The organism is Amorphus orientalis (assembly GCF_030814015.1).
Classification (GTDB): Bacteria; Pseudomonadota; Alphaproteobacteria; order Rhizobiales; family Amorphaceae; genus Amorphus; species Amorphus orientalis.
The window spans coordinates 951,854-971,723 of sequence record NZ_JAUSUL010000001.1 but is presented as its reverse complement, the minus strand read 5'-3'; the positions used below and the strand labels follow the sequence as shown (position 1 = coordinate 971,723).

Annotated in this window: 17 protein-coding genes; 7 read left to right on the top strand and 10 right to left on the bottom strand. The window is 66.1% G+C overall.

Annotation, left to right across the window (positions count from 1 at the left end; translation table 11 throughout):
- Positions 1 to 168: 168 nt before the first annotated feature.
- A complete protein-coding gene (locus J2S73_RS04375) occupies positions 169 to 753 on the bottom strand; it encodes a HupE/UreJ family protein (protein ID WP_306884204.1) in 585 nt (194 codons plus the stop codon).
- Between the two features lie 290 nt (positions 754 to 1,043).
- Here J2S73_RS04375 and J2S73_RS04370 point away from each other — a divergent pair, with 290 nt between their 5' ends.
- The gene (locus J2S73_RS04370) at positions 1,044 to 2,720 is read left to right on the top strand and encodes a putative bifunctional diguanylate cyclase/phosphodiesterase (protein ID WP_306884203.1); all 1,677 of its coding nucleotides are present in this window, start codon (positions 1,044 to 1,046) and stop codon (positions 2,718 to 2,720) included.
- A gap of 95 nt (positions 2,721 to 2,815) precedes the next feature.
- Here the strand turns inward: J2S73_RS04370 and J2S73_RS04365 are convergent, their stop codons facing one another.
- The 5 genes from J2S73_RS04365 to J2S73_RS04345 form a co-directional block, all read right to left on the bottom strand.
- Positions 2,816 to 6,187: a S8 family serine peptidase gene (locus J2S73_RS04365; RefSeq protein WP_306884202.1), complete on the bottom strand. Its 3,372-nt coding sequence runs from the start codon at positions 6,185 to 6,187 to the stop codon at positions 2,816 to 2,818.
- Between the two features lie 363 nt (positions 6,188 to 6,550).
- Positions 6,551 to 7,339 carry a polyphosphate kinase 2 gene (gene ppk2 / locus J2S73_RS04360; protein ID WP_306884201.1) on the bottom strand — a complete coding sequence of 263 codons (789 nt, stop codon included), beginning with the start codon at positions 7,337 to 7,339 and terminating at the stop codon, positions 6,551 to 6,553.
- Positions 7,340 to 7,370: 31 nt separating this feature from the next.
- Positions 7,371 to 8,165 (bottom strand): CoA-transferase subunit beta, encoded by a 795-nt coding sequence (locus J2S73_RS04355; RefSeq protein WP_306884200.1) that lies wholly within the window; start codon positions 8,163 to 8,165, stop codon positions 7,371 to 7,373.
- The gene (locus J2S73_RS04350) at positions 8,162 to 9,016 is read right to left on the bottom strand and encodes a CoA transferase subunit A (RefSeq protein ID WP_306884199.1); all 855 of its coding nucleotides are present in this window, start codon (positions 9,014 to 9,016) and stop codon (positions 8,162 to 8,164) included. The genes J2S73_RS04355 and J2S73_RS04350 overlap by 4 nt, the downstream gene beginning before the upstream one ends.
- A gap of 85 nt (positions 9,017 to 9,101) precedes the next feature.
- Positions 9,102 to 9,827 carry a TetR/AcrR family transcriptional regulator gene (locus tag J2S73_RS04345; RefSeq protein ID WP_306884198.1) on the bottom strand — a complete coding sequence of 242 codons (726 nt, stop codon included), beginning with the start codon at positions 9,825 to 9,827 and terminating at the stop codon, positions 9,102 to 9,104.
- 180 nt (positions 9,828 to 10,007) lie between these two features.
- Between J2S73_RS04345 and J2S73_RS04340 the strand changes: the two genes are divergently transcribed.
- The 5 genes from J2S73_RS04340 to J2S73_RS04320 are packed head-to-tail and all read left to right on the top strand — an operon-like array spanning position 10,008 to position 14,709.
- Entirely contained in the window at positions 10,008 to 11,078 is a 1,071-nt protein-coding gene (locus J2S73_RS04340; RefSeq protein WP_306884197.1) for a C4-dicarboxylate TRAP transporter substrate-binding protein, read from the top strand.
- A 12-nt stretch (positions 11,079 to 11,090) separates the two neighbouring features.
- Entirely contained in the window at positions 11,091 to 11,633 is a 543-nt protein-coding gene (locus J2S73_RS04335; RefSeq protein ID WP_306884196.1) for a TRAP transporter small permease subunit, read from the top strand.
- Between the two features lie 6 nt (positions 11,634 to 11,639).
- Complete coding sequence (locus J2S73_RS04330) at positions 11,640 to 12,947, top strand: TRAP transporter large permease (protein WP_306884195.1); 1,308 nt, start codon at positions 11,640 to 11,642, stop codon at positions 12,945 to 12,947.
- 23 nt (positions 12,948 to 12,970) lie between these two features.
- Positions 12,971 to 13,741: a cyclase family protein gene (locus J2S73_RS04325; RefSeq protein WP_306884194.1), complete on the top strand. Its 771-nt coding sequence runs from the start codon at positions 12,971 to 12,973 to the stop codon at positions 13,739 to 13,741.
- Between the two features lie 5 nt (positions 13,742 to 13,746).
- Positions 13,747 to 14,709 carry a fumarylacetoacetate hydrolase family protein gene (locus J2S73_RS04320; RefSeq protein WP_306884193.1) on the top strand — a complete coding sequence of 321 codons (963 nt, stop codon included), beginning with the start codon at positions 13,747 to 13,749 and terminating at the stop codon, positions 14,707 to 14,709.
- A 91-nt stretch (positions 14,710 to 14,800) separates the two neighbouring features.
- Here J2S73_RS04320 and J2S73_RS04315 read toward each other — a convergent pair whose 3' ends face one another.
- The 3 genes from J2S73_RS04315 to J2S73_RS04305 form a co-directional block, all read right to left on the bottom strand.
- Positions 14,801 to 15,139: a hypothetical protein gene (locus J2S73_RS04315; protein ID WP_306884192.1), complete on the bottom strand. Its 339-nt coding sequence runs from the start codon at positions 15,137 to 15,139 to the stop codon at positions 14,801 to 14,803.
- Between the two features lie 77 nt (positions 15,140 to 15,216).
- Positions 15,217 to 16,371 carry an exonuclease/endonuclease/phosphatase family protein gene (locus tag J2S73_RS04310; RefSeq protein WP_306884191.1) on the bottom strand — a complete coding sequence of 385 codons (1,155 nt, stop codon included), beginning with the start codon at positions 16,369 to 16,371 and terminating at the stop codon, positions 15,217 to 15,219.
- A 163-nt stretch (positions 16,372 to 16,534) separates the two neighbouring features.
- Positions 16,535 to 17,593 (bottom strand): MBL fold metallo-hydrolase, encoded by a 1,059-nt coding sequence (locus J2S73_RS04305; protein ID WP_306884190.1) that lies wholly within the window; start codon positions 17,591 to 17,593, stop codon positions 16,535 to 16,537.
- 142 nt (positions 17,594 to 17,735) lie between these two features.
- On the opposite strand from J2S73_RS04305, the gene J2S73_RS04300 reads away from it, so the two are divergent.
- On the top strand, positions 17,736 to 18,212 hold the full coding sequence (locus tag J2S73_RS04300) for a GNAT family N-acetyltransferase (RefSeq protein ID WP_306884189.1): 477 nt from the start codon (positions 17,736 to 17,738) through the stop codon (positions 18,210 to 18,212).
- 7 nt (positions 18,213 to 18,219) lie between these two features.
- Here J2S73_RS04300 and J2S73_RS04295 read toward each other — a convergent pair whose 3' ends face one another.
- Entirely contained in the window at positions 18,220 to 19,839 is a 1,620-nt protein-coding gene (locus J2S73_RS04295; protein ID WP_306884188.1) for a GMC family oxidoreductase, read from the bottom strand.
- Between the last annotated feature and the right edge of the window lie 31 nt (positions 19,840 to 19,870).

Here is a 19,870-nt window from a genome sequence, read left to right as displayed (position 1 = left end):
GCCCAAGTGCTGAGAACGCTCGCAGATTGTTCGAGTTCCAGAACCATAGCACCGATGACCAGCTTGTCGCCTCTGCTTCGACGAAGTGGTCAACGGCGCGTGTCGACGCCTCATTCAGGTTCTGTGAACGCAACGCGCGCGCACAGGGCAGGCCGGTTGCCGCCCGGCTTAGCCTATGAGGACGGTCAGTCCCAGAGCCGCGATCGCCAGACCGCCGACTGCCCCGGCAGGACGCGCGAACTCCCGCCCCAACAAACGCGGAACGGCTCCGAGCCCGAGCCCTGCACCGTGCAGCAACAACGTCGCAACCGCGAATCCAATCCCGTATTCGACGGCCGCAATCGCAGCCGGCATCTCGGTCCCGTGCGCATGTCCATGGAACAGCGCCAGACCGGCAACCAGGACAAGCGCCAGCGGCCCAGGGCAGCGGTTGCCTGCCGCGATCGCCAGTCCGAGAACGACGGCGGAGCCCTGGATACCGAGTTCCACCGCCGGCATCGGCGCGCCGGCCATGCCTGCAACCCCGCCCAGAACCATCATCCCGACGAAGGCCGCCGGCAGGGCCCAGGTCCACCGTCCCCCCTGCCCGACGGCGAGCAACCCGACCGCAACCATCGCAAGAACATGATCAAGACCGCCGAGCGGATGGGAGAACCCGACAGCCAAACCCGATGTCCCGGTCGCCCCCGTGTGGGCAGCCACGGGAACGCTGAGCACAGACAGAGCAGCAAGAACGAGGATCGCGCGAAGCATGAAGGTCCCTTCCGGTCTTTGAGGCCCGGTCGTCGTACACATATCACGGAGACTTGTCCGGATACGGTCGATTTTCCGGCGATAGACAATAGGTATACCGAACTAGCAAGATACGGGCCGGTCGCCCATCGCGAGGGACCCGCCGATGCGCGCACCGGACGACCAACGCCAACCCTGCGGTTTGCAACCTCGGGGGAAGCTTGACGCTGTAGGATCGTCCGCTCCGCAAGAACTTCCCTTCGTCGTACAATCAGGGTTCACACCCGCCCTCCCGGACAATCGATAGCGTCATGCATCTCTATGCCCTGTTGTCCCGAATTCGCTTCCTGAATTACTCGGGCAAGATCCTCGTGGTGACCTTTTTCGGCATTCACGTGCCGCTGATCGTCCTGATCCTCTATTTCGCAATCAATCAGGAAGGGAGCTGGCGCGCGCTGGCACCGATCGTATTCGTTGTCCTTGCGGCGACGTTGGTCGGTACCGCAATCACGTTGTTCGTCCTCAACCAGCTTCTCGCGCCCATCATGGCGGCCTCGAAAGCGCTGGGAGACTATCGGACGCGACGTGCACTCCCAGAACTGCCGCGGGAATTCGAAGATGAAGCTGGCGCGCTGATGCGCGACACCGACGTCACCATCCGCGACCTCGACACTGCGCTCAAGCGGCTGACACATTTCGACCCCGTCAGCATGCTGGGCCGCCGCCCGGAACTGATCGAGCAGGTGGAGTCGCTGATCGCGAAGGGCGACCCTATCGCGGGCGTTTGCGTTCGCATCAGCAATTTCGCGGAAATCGAAACGCTCATGAGTTTCGAGGCGACGAACCGCGTTATCCTGACACTCGCCGAGCGGCTGCAGGAGCATGCCGGGGCAAGCGCTCTCGGCAGGACGAGTTCCGCGACCTTCAAGTTCGCCATGCCGCTGGCCGACCCGGCCGCGCTCCACCGGCATCTCGAGGCGCTGCACGGTCATCTGACCGCCCCCATCCGGTACGGTCGAAGCCTGTACTATCCGAAGATCAGTATCGGCGTCGCCTGCTTCCCGGAGCACGCAGCCCAGGCGGCCGAGCTCCTCAGCGCCGCTCTCTCGGCCGCAACGGTCCAGAACTTCAACACGGGAGCCGCCGTCTCCTATTTCTCCGAGGTCTCGAACGACACCGCGCGACGCCGCTTCATGCTGGATCAGGACCTCCGTCAGGCGTTGAAACGGGGCGAATTCGAGCTCCACTATCAGCCGATCGTCGACGCCGAGCTCTCCAGCGTGGTCGCGGCCGAAGCCCTCATCAGGTGGCGACATCCGCAACTTGGCAACATCCCGCCGTCCGATTTCATTGCCATCGCCGAAGAGAGCGGACTTATCATTCAACTCGGCGAGTTTACATTCAACGCAGCCTGCAACCAGATCCGCACCTGGAAGGCCGGCGGCCATGAGGCGCCACGTATCTCCATCAACCTCTCCGCCGAGCAGTTCAGAGATCCTGATCTGGTCCATAAGATCGATCACGCTGTCGGGTCGGCCGGAATCCGCCACGCGGATATCAAGATCGAAATTACCGAGAGCGTCCTGCTCACGGACCTGCCCCATGTGGAACAGTCGATAGGCCAGCTCCGCGACCGCGGCGTCGGTATCTCCCTGGACGATTTCGGTGCCGACTATTCGAACATGCGCTACGTCGCGAACTTCAATTTCGACGAGATGAAGATCGACCGGATGTTCGTGCAGGATGTCGACCGGGATCAGCGGTTGCATGCGATCTGCACGTCGATCGCCACCCTGTCGCGCGGCCTCGGTATCCAGCTCGTGGCGGAAGGCGTGGAGCGGGCCGAGGAACTCGCCGCCCTGATGGATGTGGGCTGCCGCCTGTTCCAGGGCTATCACTTCGCCCGCCCCGTTCCCGCTCATCTCTTTCCCGAGGAATGCCGCAAGGCGGTGGCCGCTCTCGCGCCGCGGGTGGACACTGCCGCCTGACCCGGCATTCGCCACCGCAGCCGGCCCCACCTACGAAAAACGGCCCCGGGAGTGTCCCGGAGCCGCTCCTGTCTTCCCGGAATGCTCTGACCTTCTCAGAAGCGGAAGCTGGCCTCTGCCTGGAAGGTGTGGGCGGTGAGGTTGTCGCGGAGCTCCGCCTGCCAGGAGGCGCCGAGAGCGAAGCGGTCGCCCTTCAGCGCCGTCATGGTCACCTCGCCCAGGAACGCGTCCCGGCCCACGTCCGCTCCGGCCACGTCGTAGGACGCCCCGAGGATGCCGAGGTCCGACGTCTGCGCCACATCCGCGTAGTCGTGCCGCCACCCGGCGCTCAGCACCGGCTCCAGCACGAACCCGTTGCCCAGCGCGAACCGCCGTGACAGGGCCACCGCGAGCGTCGTCTGGGTCTCGGAGAACGTCTCGCTCGGGACCGACAGCGCGAACACGCTGCCGCTCTCGGTCATCGCGTCCCGCCCGAACGCCCGGTAGCCCAGCGTCGCCGACGGGGTCACCGTCACCACCGGCGTCTCGAACGCCCGGAACGCGGTCGCCTCCGCAAACCCGCCGAACCCGTGGCCGTCCGCGCTTGCCGTCGCCCCGTAGCCGCGGAGCGCCGTCGTCCGGCTCGTCGACAGGTCCCCGTAGCTCAGGCCGCCGCGGGCCGCCAGCGCCACCACGCCCGCATCGAACGTCCCGTAGAGACCCGCCTGATACGTCGTCACGTCGCCCGACCCGTGAGCATCCGACGACACGTCCGCATACTCGTAGGCCGCCGCGAAGCCGAGCGCGACCCGCGCGCTCACCCGGTGATCCACGCCGAACGCCACGTTCGTCGAGCGCGCATCGTAGCCCGACACACCGCCGGACGCGCCCACGTCCGTCAGCGTCGTCTCCGCCTCGACCCACGCCTGGCCCTCGCCATAGGGTGCCGACTGCGCCGTCAGCCAGTCCGCCATCAGACCCAGCTGACGCGACCCGATCGTCTCCGCGAACCGGCCAACCGAGCGAACCGCCGTCGTGCCCATCTCCGCGTGAAGCTGACCCGTCAGGCTGGAGAAGCCCGCTGCCAGATCCGCCTCGCTCGCCGCGTAGAGCGTGTTGAACAGCTCGTTCGTCGCCGCAGACGGCCGCACGCCCGCCGCCGGACGCGCCGCGTCCAGCGCCGACCCGAACGCCCGCTCGTTCCCCGTCTGACCGATCCCGAGGGCCGCAAGGTTGGCGTAGCTCGCCGGCGTCGCCGCCAGCGTCAGCACGCTCGGATAGTAGAGCACGTCGAACCGCGTTCCCGCCGGAAGCCCCGACGCCGGCTGCCGTACCCCCGAGAACGAGCCCGTCACCGTGCCCGACGGCACCTGCACGACCGCGAACTGCTGGCCCACCGACGGCGTGAAGCTGTTGGTCGCCGATCCGGAGATCCCGCGCAGCACCGGCGCCAGCGTGCCGCCCGCCGTAAAGACCGAGCCCGACCCGTTGACGATGATCCGGTCGTAATTGCCCGCGCCGCTGCCCGTCCCGGTCCCGTCAACCTCGATCGTCGTCGTCGCCGTCTCCGTCAGCGTCAGGTCGCCCGTCACGCTCAGGGTGCCCGGCGAGGCGCCCGGCGCAAGCTCGCCGGCGACCGTCACGTCCGCCACAACGGAGCCCGTGCCCGACAGCCGGCCGCCCTGGTTCACCGCAAGCCGCGGCGTGGTCAGCGTGCCGCCAACGGCCAGCGTGCCCCCGTCCACCGCCGAGGCCTGCCGGAACGTCGCCTTGCTCGCGACCGTCAGCGTGCCGGAGCCCTGCTTATCCAGGCTGCCGTCGCTGGTGAAGTCCACCAGCCAGCGCGTGTCGCCGCCCGACGCGCCGACCGTATACGTGCCCGTTCCGGTCATGCCGATCGGACCCACCGACAGCGCCCGGTCCAGGCGCACAAGCCCCCAGCCGAACACCGCGTCCACGCCAGGCGCGCCCAGATCCTCCGCCGTCGTGAACAGGATGTGCACGATCTCAGCCGGCGTGAACGTCGGATACGCCTCGATCAGAACCGCAATCGCACCCGCAACGTTCGGAGACGCCATCGACGTGCCGGACTCGAAGGCATAGTTGTTCTTCGGGATCGTGGACAGGATCCCGCGATCGCCGGGCAGGCCGCTGTCGGGGAAGTAAGGCGCGACCTGGTCACCGCCGGGAGCCGACACGCACCACTCCTTGGCCGCACCGCACATCTGCGAGTAGCTCGCGAGGTTGTTGTAGGCGTCCAGCGCCACCACCACCACGATCCGGCCGCGCGCCTTGCCGTCCGCCGCTTCCGCCGCAGCAAGCCCCGCCGGCGACGTGAAGGACAGGTCCAGTCCCGTCCCGTGATCGTCATAGATCAGCGCGCCGGCCGAGTTACGAGCATTCTGGTTCGCCGGCTGAATGAAAGGATAGAGGCCGATCCCGTTCGGGCTCTCCGACATCACCGGAGCTTCCAGACGGGAGTTGCCCGCGGCCATGACGATGATCTGGCCCGCATCGAGGCTGGAGCGCACCGCACGCGCGTCTTCCAGCAGAGCCTCCTGGTCTTCCGCATCGCCAAGATCCCAACTCACCGAACCATCCGGGGCGTTGGGCCCGAAACTGCCGTTGATCACCTTCACATCGGGAAACTGGGCGAGATAGTTGAACGCCTTGGTCGGCTCGCCCTGGTCGCCCCCGATCGGATCGCAGTCATCGTTGGCAATGGCCAGACCGCAGCGTTCGAGCTGGTAGGTTGCGACGGATTCTCCGTCGTCAAGGACGACATTATAGCCTTGGCTGATCGCCTTGACCGCCAGGATCTTCGCGTCCGGCGCGACGCCCTGCATGCCGAACCCGTTCTGTCCTGCGCCGATGATGCCGGACACATGGGTGCCGTGGTTCTGCTGATCCATCGAGTCCGTCGGACCCTGATCGAAAGCATCGACGACCTCGTCCTCGGAAAAGGTCGGGCAGAGAGAGAGGTCATTGGACTGGCACACCAGATCCCGATTGAACCAATACAGGAAGCTCGTGGACCGTGGGTCAAGACGCCCCTCGAATTCCGGATGAATGCTGCCGTCCGGGCGCACGTCGATGCCGGTATCGATCACACCGACAATCACCCCCTTGCCCGTCAGCCCCTTGGCCAGCGCCGCGTCGGCGTGGATGGCCTCCAGGCCATAGTTGCGCTGATACTCGCTCAGCGAGGCAATCGGGATGTTCGGGTTGCCGCCGGGATAGGGCGTGGGATTGGCAAGCGGGCCGTTTGTTGCGCCCGTGGCGCCGGCCGCGCCGCCCGCGGAGGTTGCAGCCAGATCGCGCCCGACCGTTGCAGCCCGGCGGATCCGCTCGGCCAGGTCCGGACGCAACCCGGTCGCCGTCGTGGCGATCAGATCCGCCCGGTCCGGCGTCAGCCGCGCATTTTCCACCACGCTGGCGATCAGCGACCGATCGCCGTAGCCAGCGGCCTGCAGGAGCGCGTCGCGCACGGCAAACCGGGAGTCGGACCGGATCTGCCCGACCTCCTGTGCCCCAACGGAAGAAACTGAGAACGCCCCAAGGGCAACGAGAAGTCCGGTTTTTACAAGACCAGCACGCAACCGCATTCGCCAACCATCCGACCAATCGAAACCGCCGTTCACCGCACTTTTTTTGCCGCCTAACAAAGCGATCTCAGCGCGACCGGCGAATGTCTTTATCCCCCTGAAAAACAAGGGGCAATAACAATCAGCAATAACATGGAACAGGATTCGAGTCTGGACCGTCTTGCGTGATGCAGACGACGCATTCCGGGTGCTGGGCAACGCACCGACCCGTTGTTTCGTGCCATCGCGCGAGCCTCGGGCCGGATCTCAGGGCGCAATCAGCCCCGACGAAATGAACCGCGGTTTGAAGTCGAAAACGATGGTGGGATCGATCGCAAGAACGCCCGGGTCCTTCTCGGCGTAGTCCAGCCGGGAGAGCAGGTCCGCGATCAGGTTGACCCGTGCCTGACGCTTCACGTCGGCGCGTACGATCGTCCACGGCGTGATCGGATTGTGGGTGCGGGCCAGCATCTCGTTGCGGGCGGTGCTGTAGGCGTCCCAATGCTCGGCGGCAGTCTCGTCGATCGGCGAGACCTTCCACTGTTTCAGCGGATCGGTCCGCCGCGCCTCAAGCCGCTCCAGCTGCTCCGGCAAACTGATGTCGAGATAGTATTTCATCAGCTTGATGCCGGAGCGGACCAGCATGTGCTCGAATTCGAGCACCGTTTCCATGAACTCCTGATACTCGCCTTCGCTGCAGAACCCCATGACCCGCTCGACGCCGGCGCGATTGTACCAGCTCCGGTTGAACAGGACGAACTCCTGCGCCGCCGGAAGATGCGGCACGTAGCGCTGGAAGTACCAGGCGGAGCGGTCCCTATCTGAGGGTTTGCCGAGCGCGACGGTGCGGGTCTCGCGCGGGCTCAGGTGCTCGGTGATCCGCTTGATCACCCCATCCTTGCCGGCCGTGTCCCGGCCTTCAACGATCACCAGGATCTTGTCGTCGCAGCGGATGAAGTGGCGCTGCAGCTTCACCAGCTCGATCTGTAGCGCATGGAGCTGGTGGCGGTAGCTGGTCTTGTCGAGCTTCGGAATGGGCGGCGGTTTTTTCGTCATCGGGACACCACCGCCGCTCCACTCACGCGCGTCATGCGGCCTTCGGCTTGCGTCCGCCCGAATGCGCCGCCTCGGTGCGCGCCTTGAGGTCCCGCAGCGTCGTCAGCTCCAGCTCCGTCGGCCGCGGGGTCTCTTCCAGATCGTCGGCGAATTTCACGGTCCATCCGCAGGTCGCCTGGACGTCGTCACGGGTGACGCCCGGATGCAGCGACACCACGGTGAACTCCTTCGTCTCCGGATCCGGCTTCCACATGGCGAGGTCGGTGATCAGACGGGTCGGCCCCTTGGTGGTGATGCCGAGACGCTGGCGGTGATCGCCGCCTTCGCCGTGGCCGAACGAGGTGAAGAAATCGATCTTCTCCACCATGCCGCGCAGGGACTGCTTCATGGTGATGTAGATCTCACCGCACGACGACGCGATCTCCGGCGCCCCGCCGCCGCCCGGCAGCCGCACCTTCGGCTTGTTGTAGTCGCCGATCACGGTGGTGTTGATGTTGCCGAACCGGTCGAGCTGGGCCGCACCCAGAAAGCCGATCGAGATCCGCCCGCCCTGCAGCCAGTATCGGAACATCTCCGGCACCGCGACCGTGGTCACCGCCGTCTCGCACAGCTCGCCGTCGCCGATGGACAGTGGCAGCACGTCGGGCGCCGTGCCGATGGTTCCGGATTCGTAGATCAGCGTGATGTCCGGCGCGTGGGTCAGCCGGGCCACGTTGCAGGCGGCGGACGGTGCGCCGATGCCGACGAAGCAGACGTCGTCGTTGGTCAGCGCGCGGGCCGCCGCAATGGTCATGATTTCGTCGGGGGTGAAACCGAGATCGCTCATGCGGCGCTCCTCAAATTCTCGATGCGCTGGGCAAAGACGTCCGGTCCGACGTCGAGCACATTGTCCTCGATCCAGGTCTGGAAGGCCTCGCGGTCCGCCGACACCTTGTCCCATTCCAGATAGGTGGAGTTGTCCCGGTCGTAATAGCCCTGGGTATAGGACGGATGCGCCCCACCCGGCACGACGGCGATCGCGGCGATGGTCCAGTCCGGCAGCACGCAGGCGTTCGGCCCGCACTCCAGATCGTCGACGACCTCTTCCACGGTGACGACGGCGCGCTTTGCGGCGAGCACGGCTTCCTTCTGGATACCGACGATGCCTTCGACGAGGACGTTGCCCTTGGCGTCGGCCTTCTGGGCATGGATGACGGACACGTCCGGACGGATGGCCGGAACCGCGGCGAGCTCTTCCCCGGTAAAGGGGCAGGTCACCGACCTGATATTCGGGTTGACGTTCGCGAGATCGGCACCCTTGTAGCCGCGGAAGATCGCGCAGGGCAGGCCGGCAGCACCGGCCTCGTAGGCGTTCGCCATGGCGGCGTGGCTGTGTTCCTCGATCTCCAGCGGGCGCGGCCAGGCGTTCTCGACGGCATCCCGCATCCGGCGCAGAAGCCCCACGCCCGGATTGCCGGCATAGGAGAAGATCGCCTTCTTCACCATGCCCATGCCGATCATCTGGTCGTAGATGATGTCGGGCGTCATGCGGACCACGGTCAGGTCCTTGATGCCCTGGCGGATCGCCTCGTGGCCCGCGGCGATCGGAATTAGGTGGGTGAACCCCTCGAACGCGACGACGTCCCCGTCGTGAACGTTCTGCGCAATGGCATCGTGTAGGGAAAGGAACTTGGTCATACTCGATCTTCTTGATTGAACCGGCTGAGCCCGGCGGAACTTGCCGCATTTCAACCGCGAAGCGCAAGCGGCGAGACGGAGGTGCTCAGGCGGACGTGATCGCCCGCTCGATGCCGCCGGCGCAGAAATCGATCAGCACCGATTTGTAGGCCCGTACGTCCGGCGCCCCGGTCGGCAGATCGGCGGCCTCCGCCTGGGACAGGCCCGCGATCCGGGCGGTCGAGGCCACCACCGACAGCATGCACGCCACCGACATCACCAGCGCCGCGGCAATCGTCTCCCGGTCGGCCGACGGATAGAGCCGCGCGATCGCGTCGATGTACCGACGGGCCACGGGATCGTAGAAGTCGCGCACCTGCGGGTACCAGCGGTCGTCGCTGACAGTGCGTGCGATCAGCCGCGCATAGGCATTCCACTGCGGGTCGCCCTCGGCTGCAAACTCGATATAGGGCCCGATATAGGCGTCGACGAGTTCGTGAAGCGTGGCCGGTTCCCGCCGCGCGTCGATCCCGTCGAGCGCTTTCAGCCGCACCGAAGACAGCATCTCCACCCGGCGCGCGAGGATGGTCCGGAAGAGGTCGAGTTTTGCCCCGCCGTGAAACCCGACGACGCCGAGGGTCACGCCGGCTTCCTGGGCGATCTGGCGGATCGAGACCGCATCGAAGCCCTGGTCGGCGAACAGGCGCTCGGCCGCATCCAGCACCCGCTCGCGCGTTGCCTCGCCGCGCAGAAGCCGTCCATCTTCCTTGGCCGGGCCGACCTCCCTGACGTCGGAAGCATCGTCTGCCCGGCCGGTCCGCGTCTTCGTCACGCCCGACTGTCCTCGCCTGTTTTCCACGCTTGACAATTTATACGTACGTTCAGATAAATTTATCAAGCCGAGTGGCCTGTGGCCATGAAAGGCGTGCGCGCCGAGTCTGGCAAGGATGCGCGAACAGGGGTCCAGGACGGCCGGCTCGGCCCGTCGAACGGACCGACACGGGAGGATCTGATGTCATTACGCTCGCTTCTCGGCGGCGCGGCCGTCTCCGCCATGCTCGCCACCGCCGCCGCCGGCCCTGCCCATGCCGAAACGATCGACGCAACCGTGGTCAACGGCCATCCGCCGGTCTTCCTGTGGGTGAAGACGCTGAGCGAAGCCTTCATCCCGGCCGTCGACCAGGCGCTCGAAGGCACCGACTACGACATCGACTGGATGGAGGCCTATGGCGGCACGCTGGCCAATGTTGGCGGCGAGCTGGAGGCCCTGGAGGACGGGCTCGCCCAGATCGGGATCGTTCCGAGCCTGTTCGAGCCGTCGCTCCTGTCCCTGCAGAACGTCTCCTACGTCACGCCGTTCGGTTCACCGGACGTGGACCTCGTGCTGACCTCGGTCGACGACATGCACGACGAGATCCCCGACATGCGCAAGCTTTGGGAGGAGCACGATCTGGTCTATCTCGGCGGCGGCTTCGGGCTGGAGGACTATCTCCTGATGACCCAGTTCCCGGTGGACTCCATCGCGGATCTGGAAGGCCGCAAGATCAATGCCCCCGGACCGGCCGTTAACTGGCTGAAGGGCACCGGCGCCGTTGGCGTTTCCGGCAACCTGACCACCTACTACAACGACCTTCAGACCGGTGTAACCGAGGGCGTCATCGTGTTTCCGACGGCCGCTGCAGCCGCCAAGCTGCAAGAGGTGGCCAAGTACGTGACCCGGACCCATTTCGGCGCCCAGTATGCCGGCGGCATCGTCGCCAACAAGGACTGGTACGACGGCCTGCCCGACGAGGTGAAGGCCGCCATCGACACCGGCGTCGAGGCCTTCGCCAAGGCATACCGCGCCGGCTTGGAGCAGCGCGTGCAGGCCGCCTTCACCTCTATGGAGGAAAACGGCGCGGAGATTTCCGAACTCTCGCCCGAGGCCCAGGCGGAGTGGGCCAACGCGCTGCCCAACATCCCCATGGAATGGGCGAAGGAGCAGGAGGACAAGGGCCTGGCCGGCACCGTCGTGGTCGAAACCTATCTCGACAAGCTGCGCGCCGGCGGGGCCGAGCTGCCGCGCGACTGGACCCAGAACTAGGCCGGTCCCGGAATGGCGTCCGCCCCCACCACAATGGACACACGGGAGCCGGCACTCGTCCGGCTCCTCGGTCTGGTCATGTCCCTGACCAACGTCGTCGCCACCACCTGGATCCTGCTCCTGATGGTGCTGATCGTGGCCGACGTGGTCGGGCGGAACGCCTTTCTAAGCCCCATCGCGGGTGTACCGGAGATGGTCAAGTATTCCATCGTGGGCATCGTCTTCCTTCAGGTCGCACACACCCACTGGAAGGGTCAGATGATCCGCTCCGACGGTCTCCTGACCCTCATCGCGAAATCGCGCCCGCGTATTGCGGCCGGCTTCGATCTGGTCGCCCAGTTGATCGGCCTCGGCTTTACCGCCGCACTTGCCTGGGCGGTCTGGCCCAAGGTGGTCCGGGCCTTCGAGCGCGGCGAGATGGAGGGGGTGTCGGGCCACTTCACCCTCCCCGTCTGGCCCTTCCTGGCCATCATCGTGGCCGGCTCGGTGCTGCTGTCGCTGTCGTTCCTTCTGTCCGCGCTGATCGCTGCCCGGCGCCTGCGGCATCCGGAGTAGGCCGCCGTGGATCCGCTAACGATCGGCTACCTGTCGCTGATCGCGATCGTCGTCGCGATCTATTCCGGCGTCCATGTCGCCATCGCGCTCTCCACGGTGTCGCTGTTCGGCGTGTGGGCGATTACCGGCAAGCTCAAGCTCGCCTTCTCCTTCGTCGCGCTCGCCGCGACGGAGAGCATCGCCAGCTACACGTTCGGCGTGGTGCCGCTCTTCGTGCTGATGGGGATCGCCGTCTCCGAAAGCGGCCTCGGACGCGACACCTTCACCGCCATCAGCGCGATGACACGCAACGTGCGCGGCGGGCTCGGTATCGCGACGGTGCTTTCCAATGCCGTCTTCGCGGCGATCACCGGCATCTCCATCGCCTCCGCGGCCGTCTTCGCCAAGGTCGCCGTGCCGGAGATGATGGCCGCCGGCTACGCGAGATCGATTGCCGTCGGCGTGGTGGCCGGCTCCTCGGTTCTGGGCATGCTGATCCCGCCGAGCCTGCTCCTGATCCTGTTCGCCGTCCTGACCGATTCCTCCATCGGCGACCTGTTTCTGGGCGGGGTCGGTCCCGGCCTCCTTCTGGCCCTCGCTTACTGTGCCTTCCTGCTGATCCTCGGCCGGTTCCGCCCCTCCCTCTTCGAAAAACCGGCCGCCGCCGCATCTGCTCCGTCCGGGCGCAGCCATTTCCGCATGCTGGCGCCGGTCCTGGGGCTCGCGGCCGTCGTGCTCGGTGGCATCTACACCGGCTTCTTCACGCCCACGGAGGCCGGCGCCGTGGGTGCCCTGCTCGCGCTGGCGTTGACCCTCGCGCTGCGGCGCGTGAACGCCACCGGCTTCTGGCGGATCGCCGTACAGACCGGACACATCACCGCCGCGGTGTCGTTCCTGATCATCGGCGCCTCGATCTACGGCCGGATGCTCTCCTTTTCGGGCGTCCCGGCCTCCCTCACCGAATTCGCGACCGCATCCGGGGTCGGCCCGATCGGCTTCCTGTTCCTGTTCGCAGGGCTTCTGATCGTTCTCGGCACCATCCTGGATTCGTCGTCGATCATGCTGGTCACGGTGCCGCTTGCCTTCCCGATCACCCAGCAGCTCGGCATCGACCCGATCCATCTCGGCCTCGTCACCGTGCTGGCCGTGGAAATCGGCCTGCTGACGCCCCCGCTCGGCCTGTCGGTGTTCGTTGTGCAGTCCACGCTCAAGGACAGCGGCATCGGACTCGGCGATGTCTTCAAGGGGGCGGCCCCCTTCGCCCTGATCATGGCCGCCGTGCTCGTGCTCGTGATCCTGTTTCCGCCGATTGTCCTGGCCATCCTCGGCGGATAGCCGACCCGAACCGGAGACCCCCCATGCGCCTCGTCGACCTCGCCCGCCCGCTGGAGAACACCGAGTACGCCGACCCGCCGGGTCTCGGCCCGCGGATCGACTATTTCGGCCACGAGCAGACCGCCGATCAGCTTCTGTCTTTCTTCCCCGGCGTGACCCGCGACCAGCTTCCCGGCGGCGAAGGCTGGGCGGTGGAGCAGGTATCGATTTCCACCCACAACGGGACCCATATCGACGCCCCCTATCACTACCACTCCACCATGGACGGCGGTCAGCGGGCGATCACCATCGACGAGGTGCCGCTGGAATGGTGCTGGGGCCGCGGCGTAAAACTCGATTTCCGCCATTTCGAGAATGGCTACGTGGCCACCGCCGCCGACGTCGAGGCCGAGCTGAAGCGCATCGGCCATGACCTGAAAGAGCGCGACATCGTGCTGGTCAACACCGCCGCCGGCGACCGCTATGGCGAGACGGACTATGTCGGGACCGGCTGCGGGATGGGACGTGACGCGACCCTCTATCTGACCGACCGCGGCGTGAAGGTGACCGGCACCGACGCGTGGAGCTGGGACGCGCCGTTCACCTACACCGCCCAGAAGGTCGCGGAGACCGGCGACGCCTCCCTGATCTGGGAAGGACATCGCGCCGGGATGGTCCACGGCTATTGCCACATGGAGAAGCTCGCCAATCTGGAGACGCTTCCCTCGTCCGGCTTCGAGGTGATCTGCTTTCCCGTCAAAATCAAAGCGGCAAGCGCCGGCTGGTGCCGCCCCGTCGCCGTGCTGAAGGATTGATCCGCATGAAACTGGCAACCTTTGAGATCGTCGGAACCCGCAAGATCGGCGCCGTCACCGGTGATGGCGACAAGCTGGTCGACTTCACCGCGGCGAGCGGCGGCGACCCGCGCTTCGCGTCGATGCTCGCCTTGATCGAAGCGGGAGACGGCGCGCTGGAGACGGCGCGCTTGTTTCTGGCGGAGGCCGAACGCAGCGGCGATCACCTTATCCCGCTCGCGGACGTGACCCTGCTCGCCCCGATCCCGGTGCCGCCCCAGTTTCGCGATTTCTCAGTTTTCCCGGCGCACATCGTTCAGGCCCCTGTCGGCATGAAGAAGCTCGTCGCCGCGCTCGAGGGCAAGCCGATCCCGGACGTCGAGCCCGGCGACGTGCCGGCGGTCTACCGCAACCAGCCGATCTACTACATCACCAACCGGTTCAGCGTCGTCGGACCGGAGACCACCGTGCGCTGGCCGCGCTACTCGTCCTACATGGACCACGAGATTGAGCTCGCGATGGTGCTGTCCAAGGGCGGCAAGGACATCCCGGTCGAACGGGCCGGCGAGCACATCTTCGGCTACACTATCTTCAACGATTTCTCTGCCCGTGACGCCCAGATCGTCGAGATGGGCGGCATGCTCGGCCCGGCGAAGGGCAAGAGCTTCGACGCCGGCAACGCGCTCGGGCCCTTCCTGGTGACGAAGGACGAAATCCCGGACGTGAAGACACTGAAGGCGAGCGTGCGCATCAACGGCGAGAGCGTCATGTCGGACGACTGCTCGGCCATGCTGCATTCGTTCGAGGAGATGATCGCGTTCGTGTCCCGCGACGAGACGCTGCATGCGGGCGAAGTGTTCGGATCCGGTACCGTCAACAACGGCTGCGGACTGGAGCACTTCACCTTCCTGTCGGACGGCGATGTGGTGGAGCTGGAGTTCGACCGGATCGGTGTGCTGCGCAACACCGTCGTGCGCCAGGACGGCTGACGGGGCCATCGGTCGGCCGGCCCGAGATTGGGACGCGGGACGGGGGACAACCCCATCCCGCGCAAAGCCGGTTTGAAGGTGACCCTGCCCCCTATTTCAGGCTCGCCGGTCCCTTCTTGATAACCTGGGACTCGTCATCGTCGTCCTCGGATTTGCGGACGCCGATGCCTTCCAAAGAACGAAGAGCGGCGCGGCGGACGCGCTGACGCCGCGGCTCCGAAGACGCCACGTACCAGGCGCACCCGGCCACCACAGCGGCGACGCCGAGCCCGAGCAGCGCGAGCCCTGCATCGGAGCGATCGAAACGCGGTCCATCTCTGCCGCGCCAGCGGGACGGCATCGGGAACTCCGGCGTGTGGTCCCAGAGATAGCGGCCCCCATCGGACACCGTGTCTCGGGCATCGCGGAACGTGCGTCGCGGATCATACATTGCGGACCTCCTCGTCGGCGCGGATTGCGTGCCAACGGAACGGCGTTTCCGGCCGATCGTTCCGCCGCCCTACCGGTTTACCCGCCGGCGTCACCGGCCGGCCGCTCCGCGGCATCCCGCAGATCAAAGTGCATCGACACCGGCTTGTGGTCGCTGGTCATGGCGTATTTGGGCCGCGTCCCGGTAATCGCGTGATGGACCTCGTGCTCGACCAGCCCGCCCCCCGTTCGTGCCTTGTAGGCGAAATTCTCGACCTGCGGATTGTTGGTGAAGGACTGGCTGAACAGGATGTGGTCCAGGAGGATCTTCGGATCACGCCCGGGATCGAGCCTGTCATGAAAGAAGACCGACCAGCGCTCGCCTTCCGGCGCATCGAAGAGCGCGTGGTTGAGAAAGCGCCGGGCGAAGAAGACCTCTCCCTGCAATGTGCTGAGAAGGTCGTGATACAGAAAGCGACGCTCGATCCGCTCCTTGCCGGGACCGTCGTTGAGATCCCCGGCGACGATCATCGCGGCGTTGGCATCGGTGTTGAACCGGTGATCGATATAGTGGCGGATGTCGGCGCACTCGGTCGTGATCTTGGTCCGGGCCTTGATCAGGTCCGCGACCAGACGGGGGTTCTGGGAGAAGAAATCCTCGTCTGTGGGATCTCCTCGCGGGCGCAGGCGTGTGAACTTGCTCTTCAGATGCGCCCCGATGATTTCCAGCCGTTCACCGTTCACCGACGCCAGCAACACCTGCGGATGCCGCCAGTGGGAGTGGTTCCGGTCGATATCGAAGGCGACGTGGTCCGTAACGAATTTCGGAAACGAGACGTCCCAGCGGCCGTTGGCATGCTCCCCGCCAGAATTCGCCTCGGTCAGATCCTGCCATCGGTCCAGATGGAGCAGGCTTCCTTCGATCGCCGTGCCGTTGCGGATCAGGAACCAGATCCATTGCCGGCCCGTGGTCGCGTCGGTCCCCCTCATTCCGTAGTCGCGGCGGTCCTCTGAACCGCGCACGACCAGATCGTAGTCGGGCGCAACATCGGCGAAGAACCGGCTCGCCCGCGCCTCGCCATTCGGACCTTCGGAGACCAGAAGGATGTCGGCCTCAAGGGCGGCGATTTCGTCGCGAATGGCGTCGCGGCGCGCTTCGGCTTTGCGCCGGTCGTCCTCGTTCTCCGCCTCGAGGTCATCGATCAGCTTGTCGGCGTGCTCGATGTTCCAGCTCGTCAGCTTGAAATGGTCCACGGCCCCCTTCCCACGGAAATGGGCCGATCATCCGCACTGCCGTCCGAACCGCTACTATGCTGGCATCCTGCCCCGGACATCTATCCTAGGTTGCCGACCATGAACCTTCAATGACAGGGCGCGACGTGCCGCCGGACCGCTCCGGCCTGCGCTTCGTGACACTTTAGGCTTTCGCGACCCGCGACGTCTCCGCCTCGTGGATCCAGACCAGTTCGCCGCGCCGGACCATCCGGTTCACGTGCGCGTGGGTTTCGGAGAACGCGAACGAGAGCTGGTGCGGATCGAGCTCGCGCCGAAAGAGGACCGGCACCAGATCCGCGACCGTCTTCGGGCCGTCTGCGCAGGCGGTTCCGATCGCCTGGCAGCGGTCTTCGTGGTGCATGACCAGTTCCTGGCAGCGCGTGTGCAGTCCGTAGAAGGGGAGCTGGTGGCCCGGCAGGACCAGCGCGTCATCGGGGATATGCGCCTCGATCAGCCGCACGGTGCGGAGGTAGTGGCCGAGCGGATCGCCTTCCGGGTCGACCGCCCAGACGCTGATGTTCGGCGTGATCTTGGCGATCACCTGATCGGCCGCGAACAGGATCCTCTCGTCGGCCAGATAGAGCATGATCTGCTCGGGCGCATGGCCGTCGCCGGTGTAGACCCGGAACTGCCGCCTTCCGATGGTCAGCGTGTCGCCCGCAACCAGCCTGAGGAAGGTGGGCGGAAGCTGGTCCACCATGGATAGGTAGGCGTGCCCCTGGGTGCTTACCAGCTTTGCGGTTTCAGGCGACATGCCATGGCGGAGATAGAAGTCCTGATAGGGTTTGGCGGCCAGCGCCCCCGGCGTCAGCGAGATGTTGATCGACATCAGATAGGACGTCTGGCTGGTCAGGAGCGGCAGGCCATAAGTCTCGCACAGCCAACCGGCGAGCCCGATGTGATCGGGATGGAAATGGGTGACGATCAGCCGGGTCAGCTTCTTGCCCGCCAGCGGCCCGTCCATCAGGGCCCGCCAGTGCTCCCGGGTCTGGTCGTTGGAAATGCCGGTATCCAGAACCGCGTATCCGCCCTCGTCCTCGATCAGGTAGATGTTCACGTGATCCAGGCGGAACGGCAGCGGAAACCGCACCCAGAGAATCCCCGGCGCCACCTCGACCGGCTCGCCCGGAGCCGGCGGCTCCGCCCACGGAAAGCGAAGTTCCGCGCTTTCCGTATAGGTGTCCGTGCCCGCCTCTGCCATATTCCGTCACTCCAAAGCATCGGCGCCTGGTCTCGTCCCCTGTCGGGACCGCGCCTTTGAGATCCACAGAGCACGAGCCGCCATCGGACCGCAACCGCTTCGACGCGGCCCGCACCCGGCCGACCATCGTACGAGAGACCCGATGCAGATCCGACCCGGAACCCGCGCCGATACCCCGGTCCTGGCGGCGGTGTTCACCGAATCGATCCACGGCCTTGGTCCCCAGCGCTACACGAAAGACCAGCTCACCGCCTGGGCCCCGCTCGAACCGGACCTGGCGCTCTGGCACGAAAGGCTGGAAGGTCTCGACATCCTGGTGGCGGAAGAGGCGGATCAGGTGGCCGGTTTCACCGGATTCACCGCCCAGGGGTACATCAATTTCCTGTTCGTCCGGTCGGACTTCGCGCGCCGCGGGATCGCGCGTGCTCTCCTGCGCGCGGCCGAGGCCCGGGCAACCGCCGCAGGCGCGGCAATGCTCACCACGGAGGCCAGCCTGGTGGCACGCCCGGCGTTCGAAAGCGAAGGCTACGAAGTCGTCGAAGAGCAGGTGGTGGAGCGCGGCGGTGTCGAACTCATCCGTTTCGCCATGCGCAAACCGCTCGTGCCGGTGAAAGGATAGGGCCTCGTCAACCCGCCTTCGCATCCTCCAGGATCATGGCGGCGCCCTTCTCCGCGATCATGATCGTCGGAGAGTTGGTGTTGCCGGACGTGATCAGCGGCATCACCGAGGCATCGACCACACGCAGGCCCGTGACCCCGCGCACCCTGAGCCGCTCGTCGAGCACCGCCATCCGGTCGTCGTCGGTGCCCATCTTCGCGGTGCCGACGGGATGGAAGATCGTGGTGCCGAGATCGCCGGCAGCCTTGACGAGATCCTCGTCCGTTTCAACCGCCGGACCGGGCACGTATTCCTCGGGCCGGTAGGGCGCAAGCGGCGGCTGGGCGACCACGCGACGGACCAGCCGGAGCGAGTCGGCCGCCACCTGACGGTCCGCCTCGGTCGACAGATAGTTGGGCGCGATCACCGGGCGCACGGTCCCGTCCAGGTTCCGGTCGAGATGGATCGAGCCGCGGCTTGTCGGGCGGAGATTGCACACGCTGGCCGTGAACGCCTCGAACGGGTGCAGCCCCTCCCCCCACTTGTCGAGGGACAGCGGCTGGAAGTGAAACTCCACGTTCGGCGTGGCGTAGGCGTCGGACGTCCGGGTGAAGGCGGCGAGCTGGGACGGCGCCATGGCCAGCGGTCCCGTCCGCCTGAACGCATACTCGATCCCCATCATCGCCCGCTTGAACAGATTGTTGTACCGCCCGTTCAGGGTCGCAATGCCGCTCACCTTGTAGACCGGTCGGATCTGGAGATGGTCCTGAAGGTTCTCCCCAACGCCGGGCAGATCGCGGACGACCTTAATGCCCTGATCCGTCAGCCGATCCGCCGCGCCGATCCCGGAAGCCTCCAGGATCACCGGCGAGCCGACCGCGCCGGCCGAGAGCACGACTTCCCCGGAAGCACGGGCGAAAAAGTCCTCGCCCTCCCGGCTGAACGCGATCCCGGTCGCGCGTCCGCCCTCGACGATCACCCGATCGACGTGAACGTTGGTCTCCACGCGCAGATTCGGACGACCGAGCGCCGGCTTGAGAAAGCCGCGCGCCGCGCTCCAGCGCCGCCCCGCCTTCTGGTTCACCTGAAAGTAGGCGCACCCCTCGTTGTCGCCGGTGTTGTAATCGTCGATCGACGCAATGCCCGCACTGGCTGCCGCCTCGCGCACCTTCTCCAGGACTTCGAACCGCGTACGCGGGTGCTCGATCCGCCACTCGCCGCCAGCGCCGTGGAATTCGTTCGCGCCGTCGATATGGTCCTCGTGCTTCTTGAAGACCGGCAGCACATCGTCCCAGCCCCAGCCCTGAAGCCCGAGCTGGCGCCAGCCGTCGTAATCGGCGGCCTGGCCGCGGACATAGAGCATGGCGTTGATCGCCGAGGAGCCACCCAGCACCTTGCCGCGCGGATAGGCCAGGCTGCGCCCGTTGAGACCGTCCTCGGCCTCGGTCTGGAACAGCCAGTCGGAGCGCGGATTGCCGATGGCGAACAGATAGCCGGCGGGGATGTGAAACCAGATCCAGTTGTCCCGCCCACCCCGCTCCAGAAGCAGGACCTTGGTCTTCGGGTCGGCCGAGAGCCGGTTCGCCAGCACGCACCCCGCTGAGCCGCCCCCGGCGACAATGTAGTCGTAGCTGCCCAGATCCGGCACCAGCCTCTCCCTGCGTCCGTCCCGCCGGATC

Excerpts from the sequence above, each read along its gene's own strand:
- J2S73_RS04375 (WP_306884204.1), bottom strand. The coding sequence starts at position 753 with ATGCTTCGCGCGATCCTCGTTCTTGCTGCTCTGTCTGTGCTCAGCGTT.
- J2S73_RS04370 (WP_306884203.1), top strand. The coding sequence starts at position 1,044 with ATGCATCTCTATGCCCTGTTGTCCCGAATTCGCTTCCTGAATTACTCG.
- ppk2 (WP_306884201.1), bottom strand. The coding sequence starts at position 7,339 with ATGACGAAAAAACCGCCGCCCATTCCGAAGCTCGACAAGACCAGCTAC.
- J2S73_RS04355 (WP_306884200.1), bottom strand. The coding sequence starts at position 8,165 with ATGAGCGATCTCGGTTTCACCCCCGACGAAATCATGACCATTGCGGCG.
- J2S73_RS04350 (WP_306884199.1), bottom strand. The coding sequence starts at position 9,016 with ATGACCAAGTTCCTTTCCCTACACGATGCCATTGCGCAGAACGTTCAC.
- J2S73_RS04340 (WP_306884197.1), top strand. The coding sequence starts at position 10,008 with ATGTCATTACGCTCGCTTCTCGGCGGCGCGGCCGTCTCCGCCATGCTC.
- J2S73_RS04335 (WP_306884196.1), top strand. The coding sequence starts at position 11,091 with ATGGCGTCCGCCCCCACCACAATGGACACACGGGAGCCGGCACTCGTC.
- J2S73_RS04325 (WP_306884194.1), top strand. The coding sequence starts at position 12,971 with ATGCGCCTCGTCGACCTCGCCCGCCCGCTGGAGAACACCGAGTACGCC.
- J2S73_RS04320 (WP_306884193.1), top strand. The coding sequence starts at position 13,747 with ATGAAACTGGCAACCTTTGAGATCGTCGGAACCCGCAAGATCGGCGCC.
- J2S73_RS04315 (WP_306884192.1), bottom strand. The coding sequence starts at position 15,139 with ATGTATGATCCGCGACGCACGTTCCGCGATGCCCGAGACACGGTGTCC.
- J2S73_RS04305 (WP_306884190.1), bottom strand. The coding sequence starts at position 17,593 with ATGGCAGAGGCGGGCACGGACACCTATACGGAAAGCGCGGAACTTCGC.
- J2S73_RS04300 (WP_306884189.1), top strand. The coding sequence starts at position 17,736 with ATGCAGATCCGACCCGGAACCCGCGCCGATACCCCGGTCCTGGCGGCG.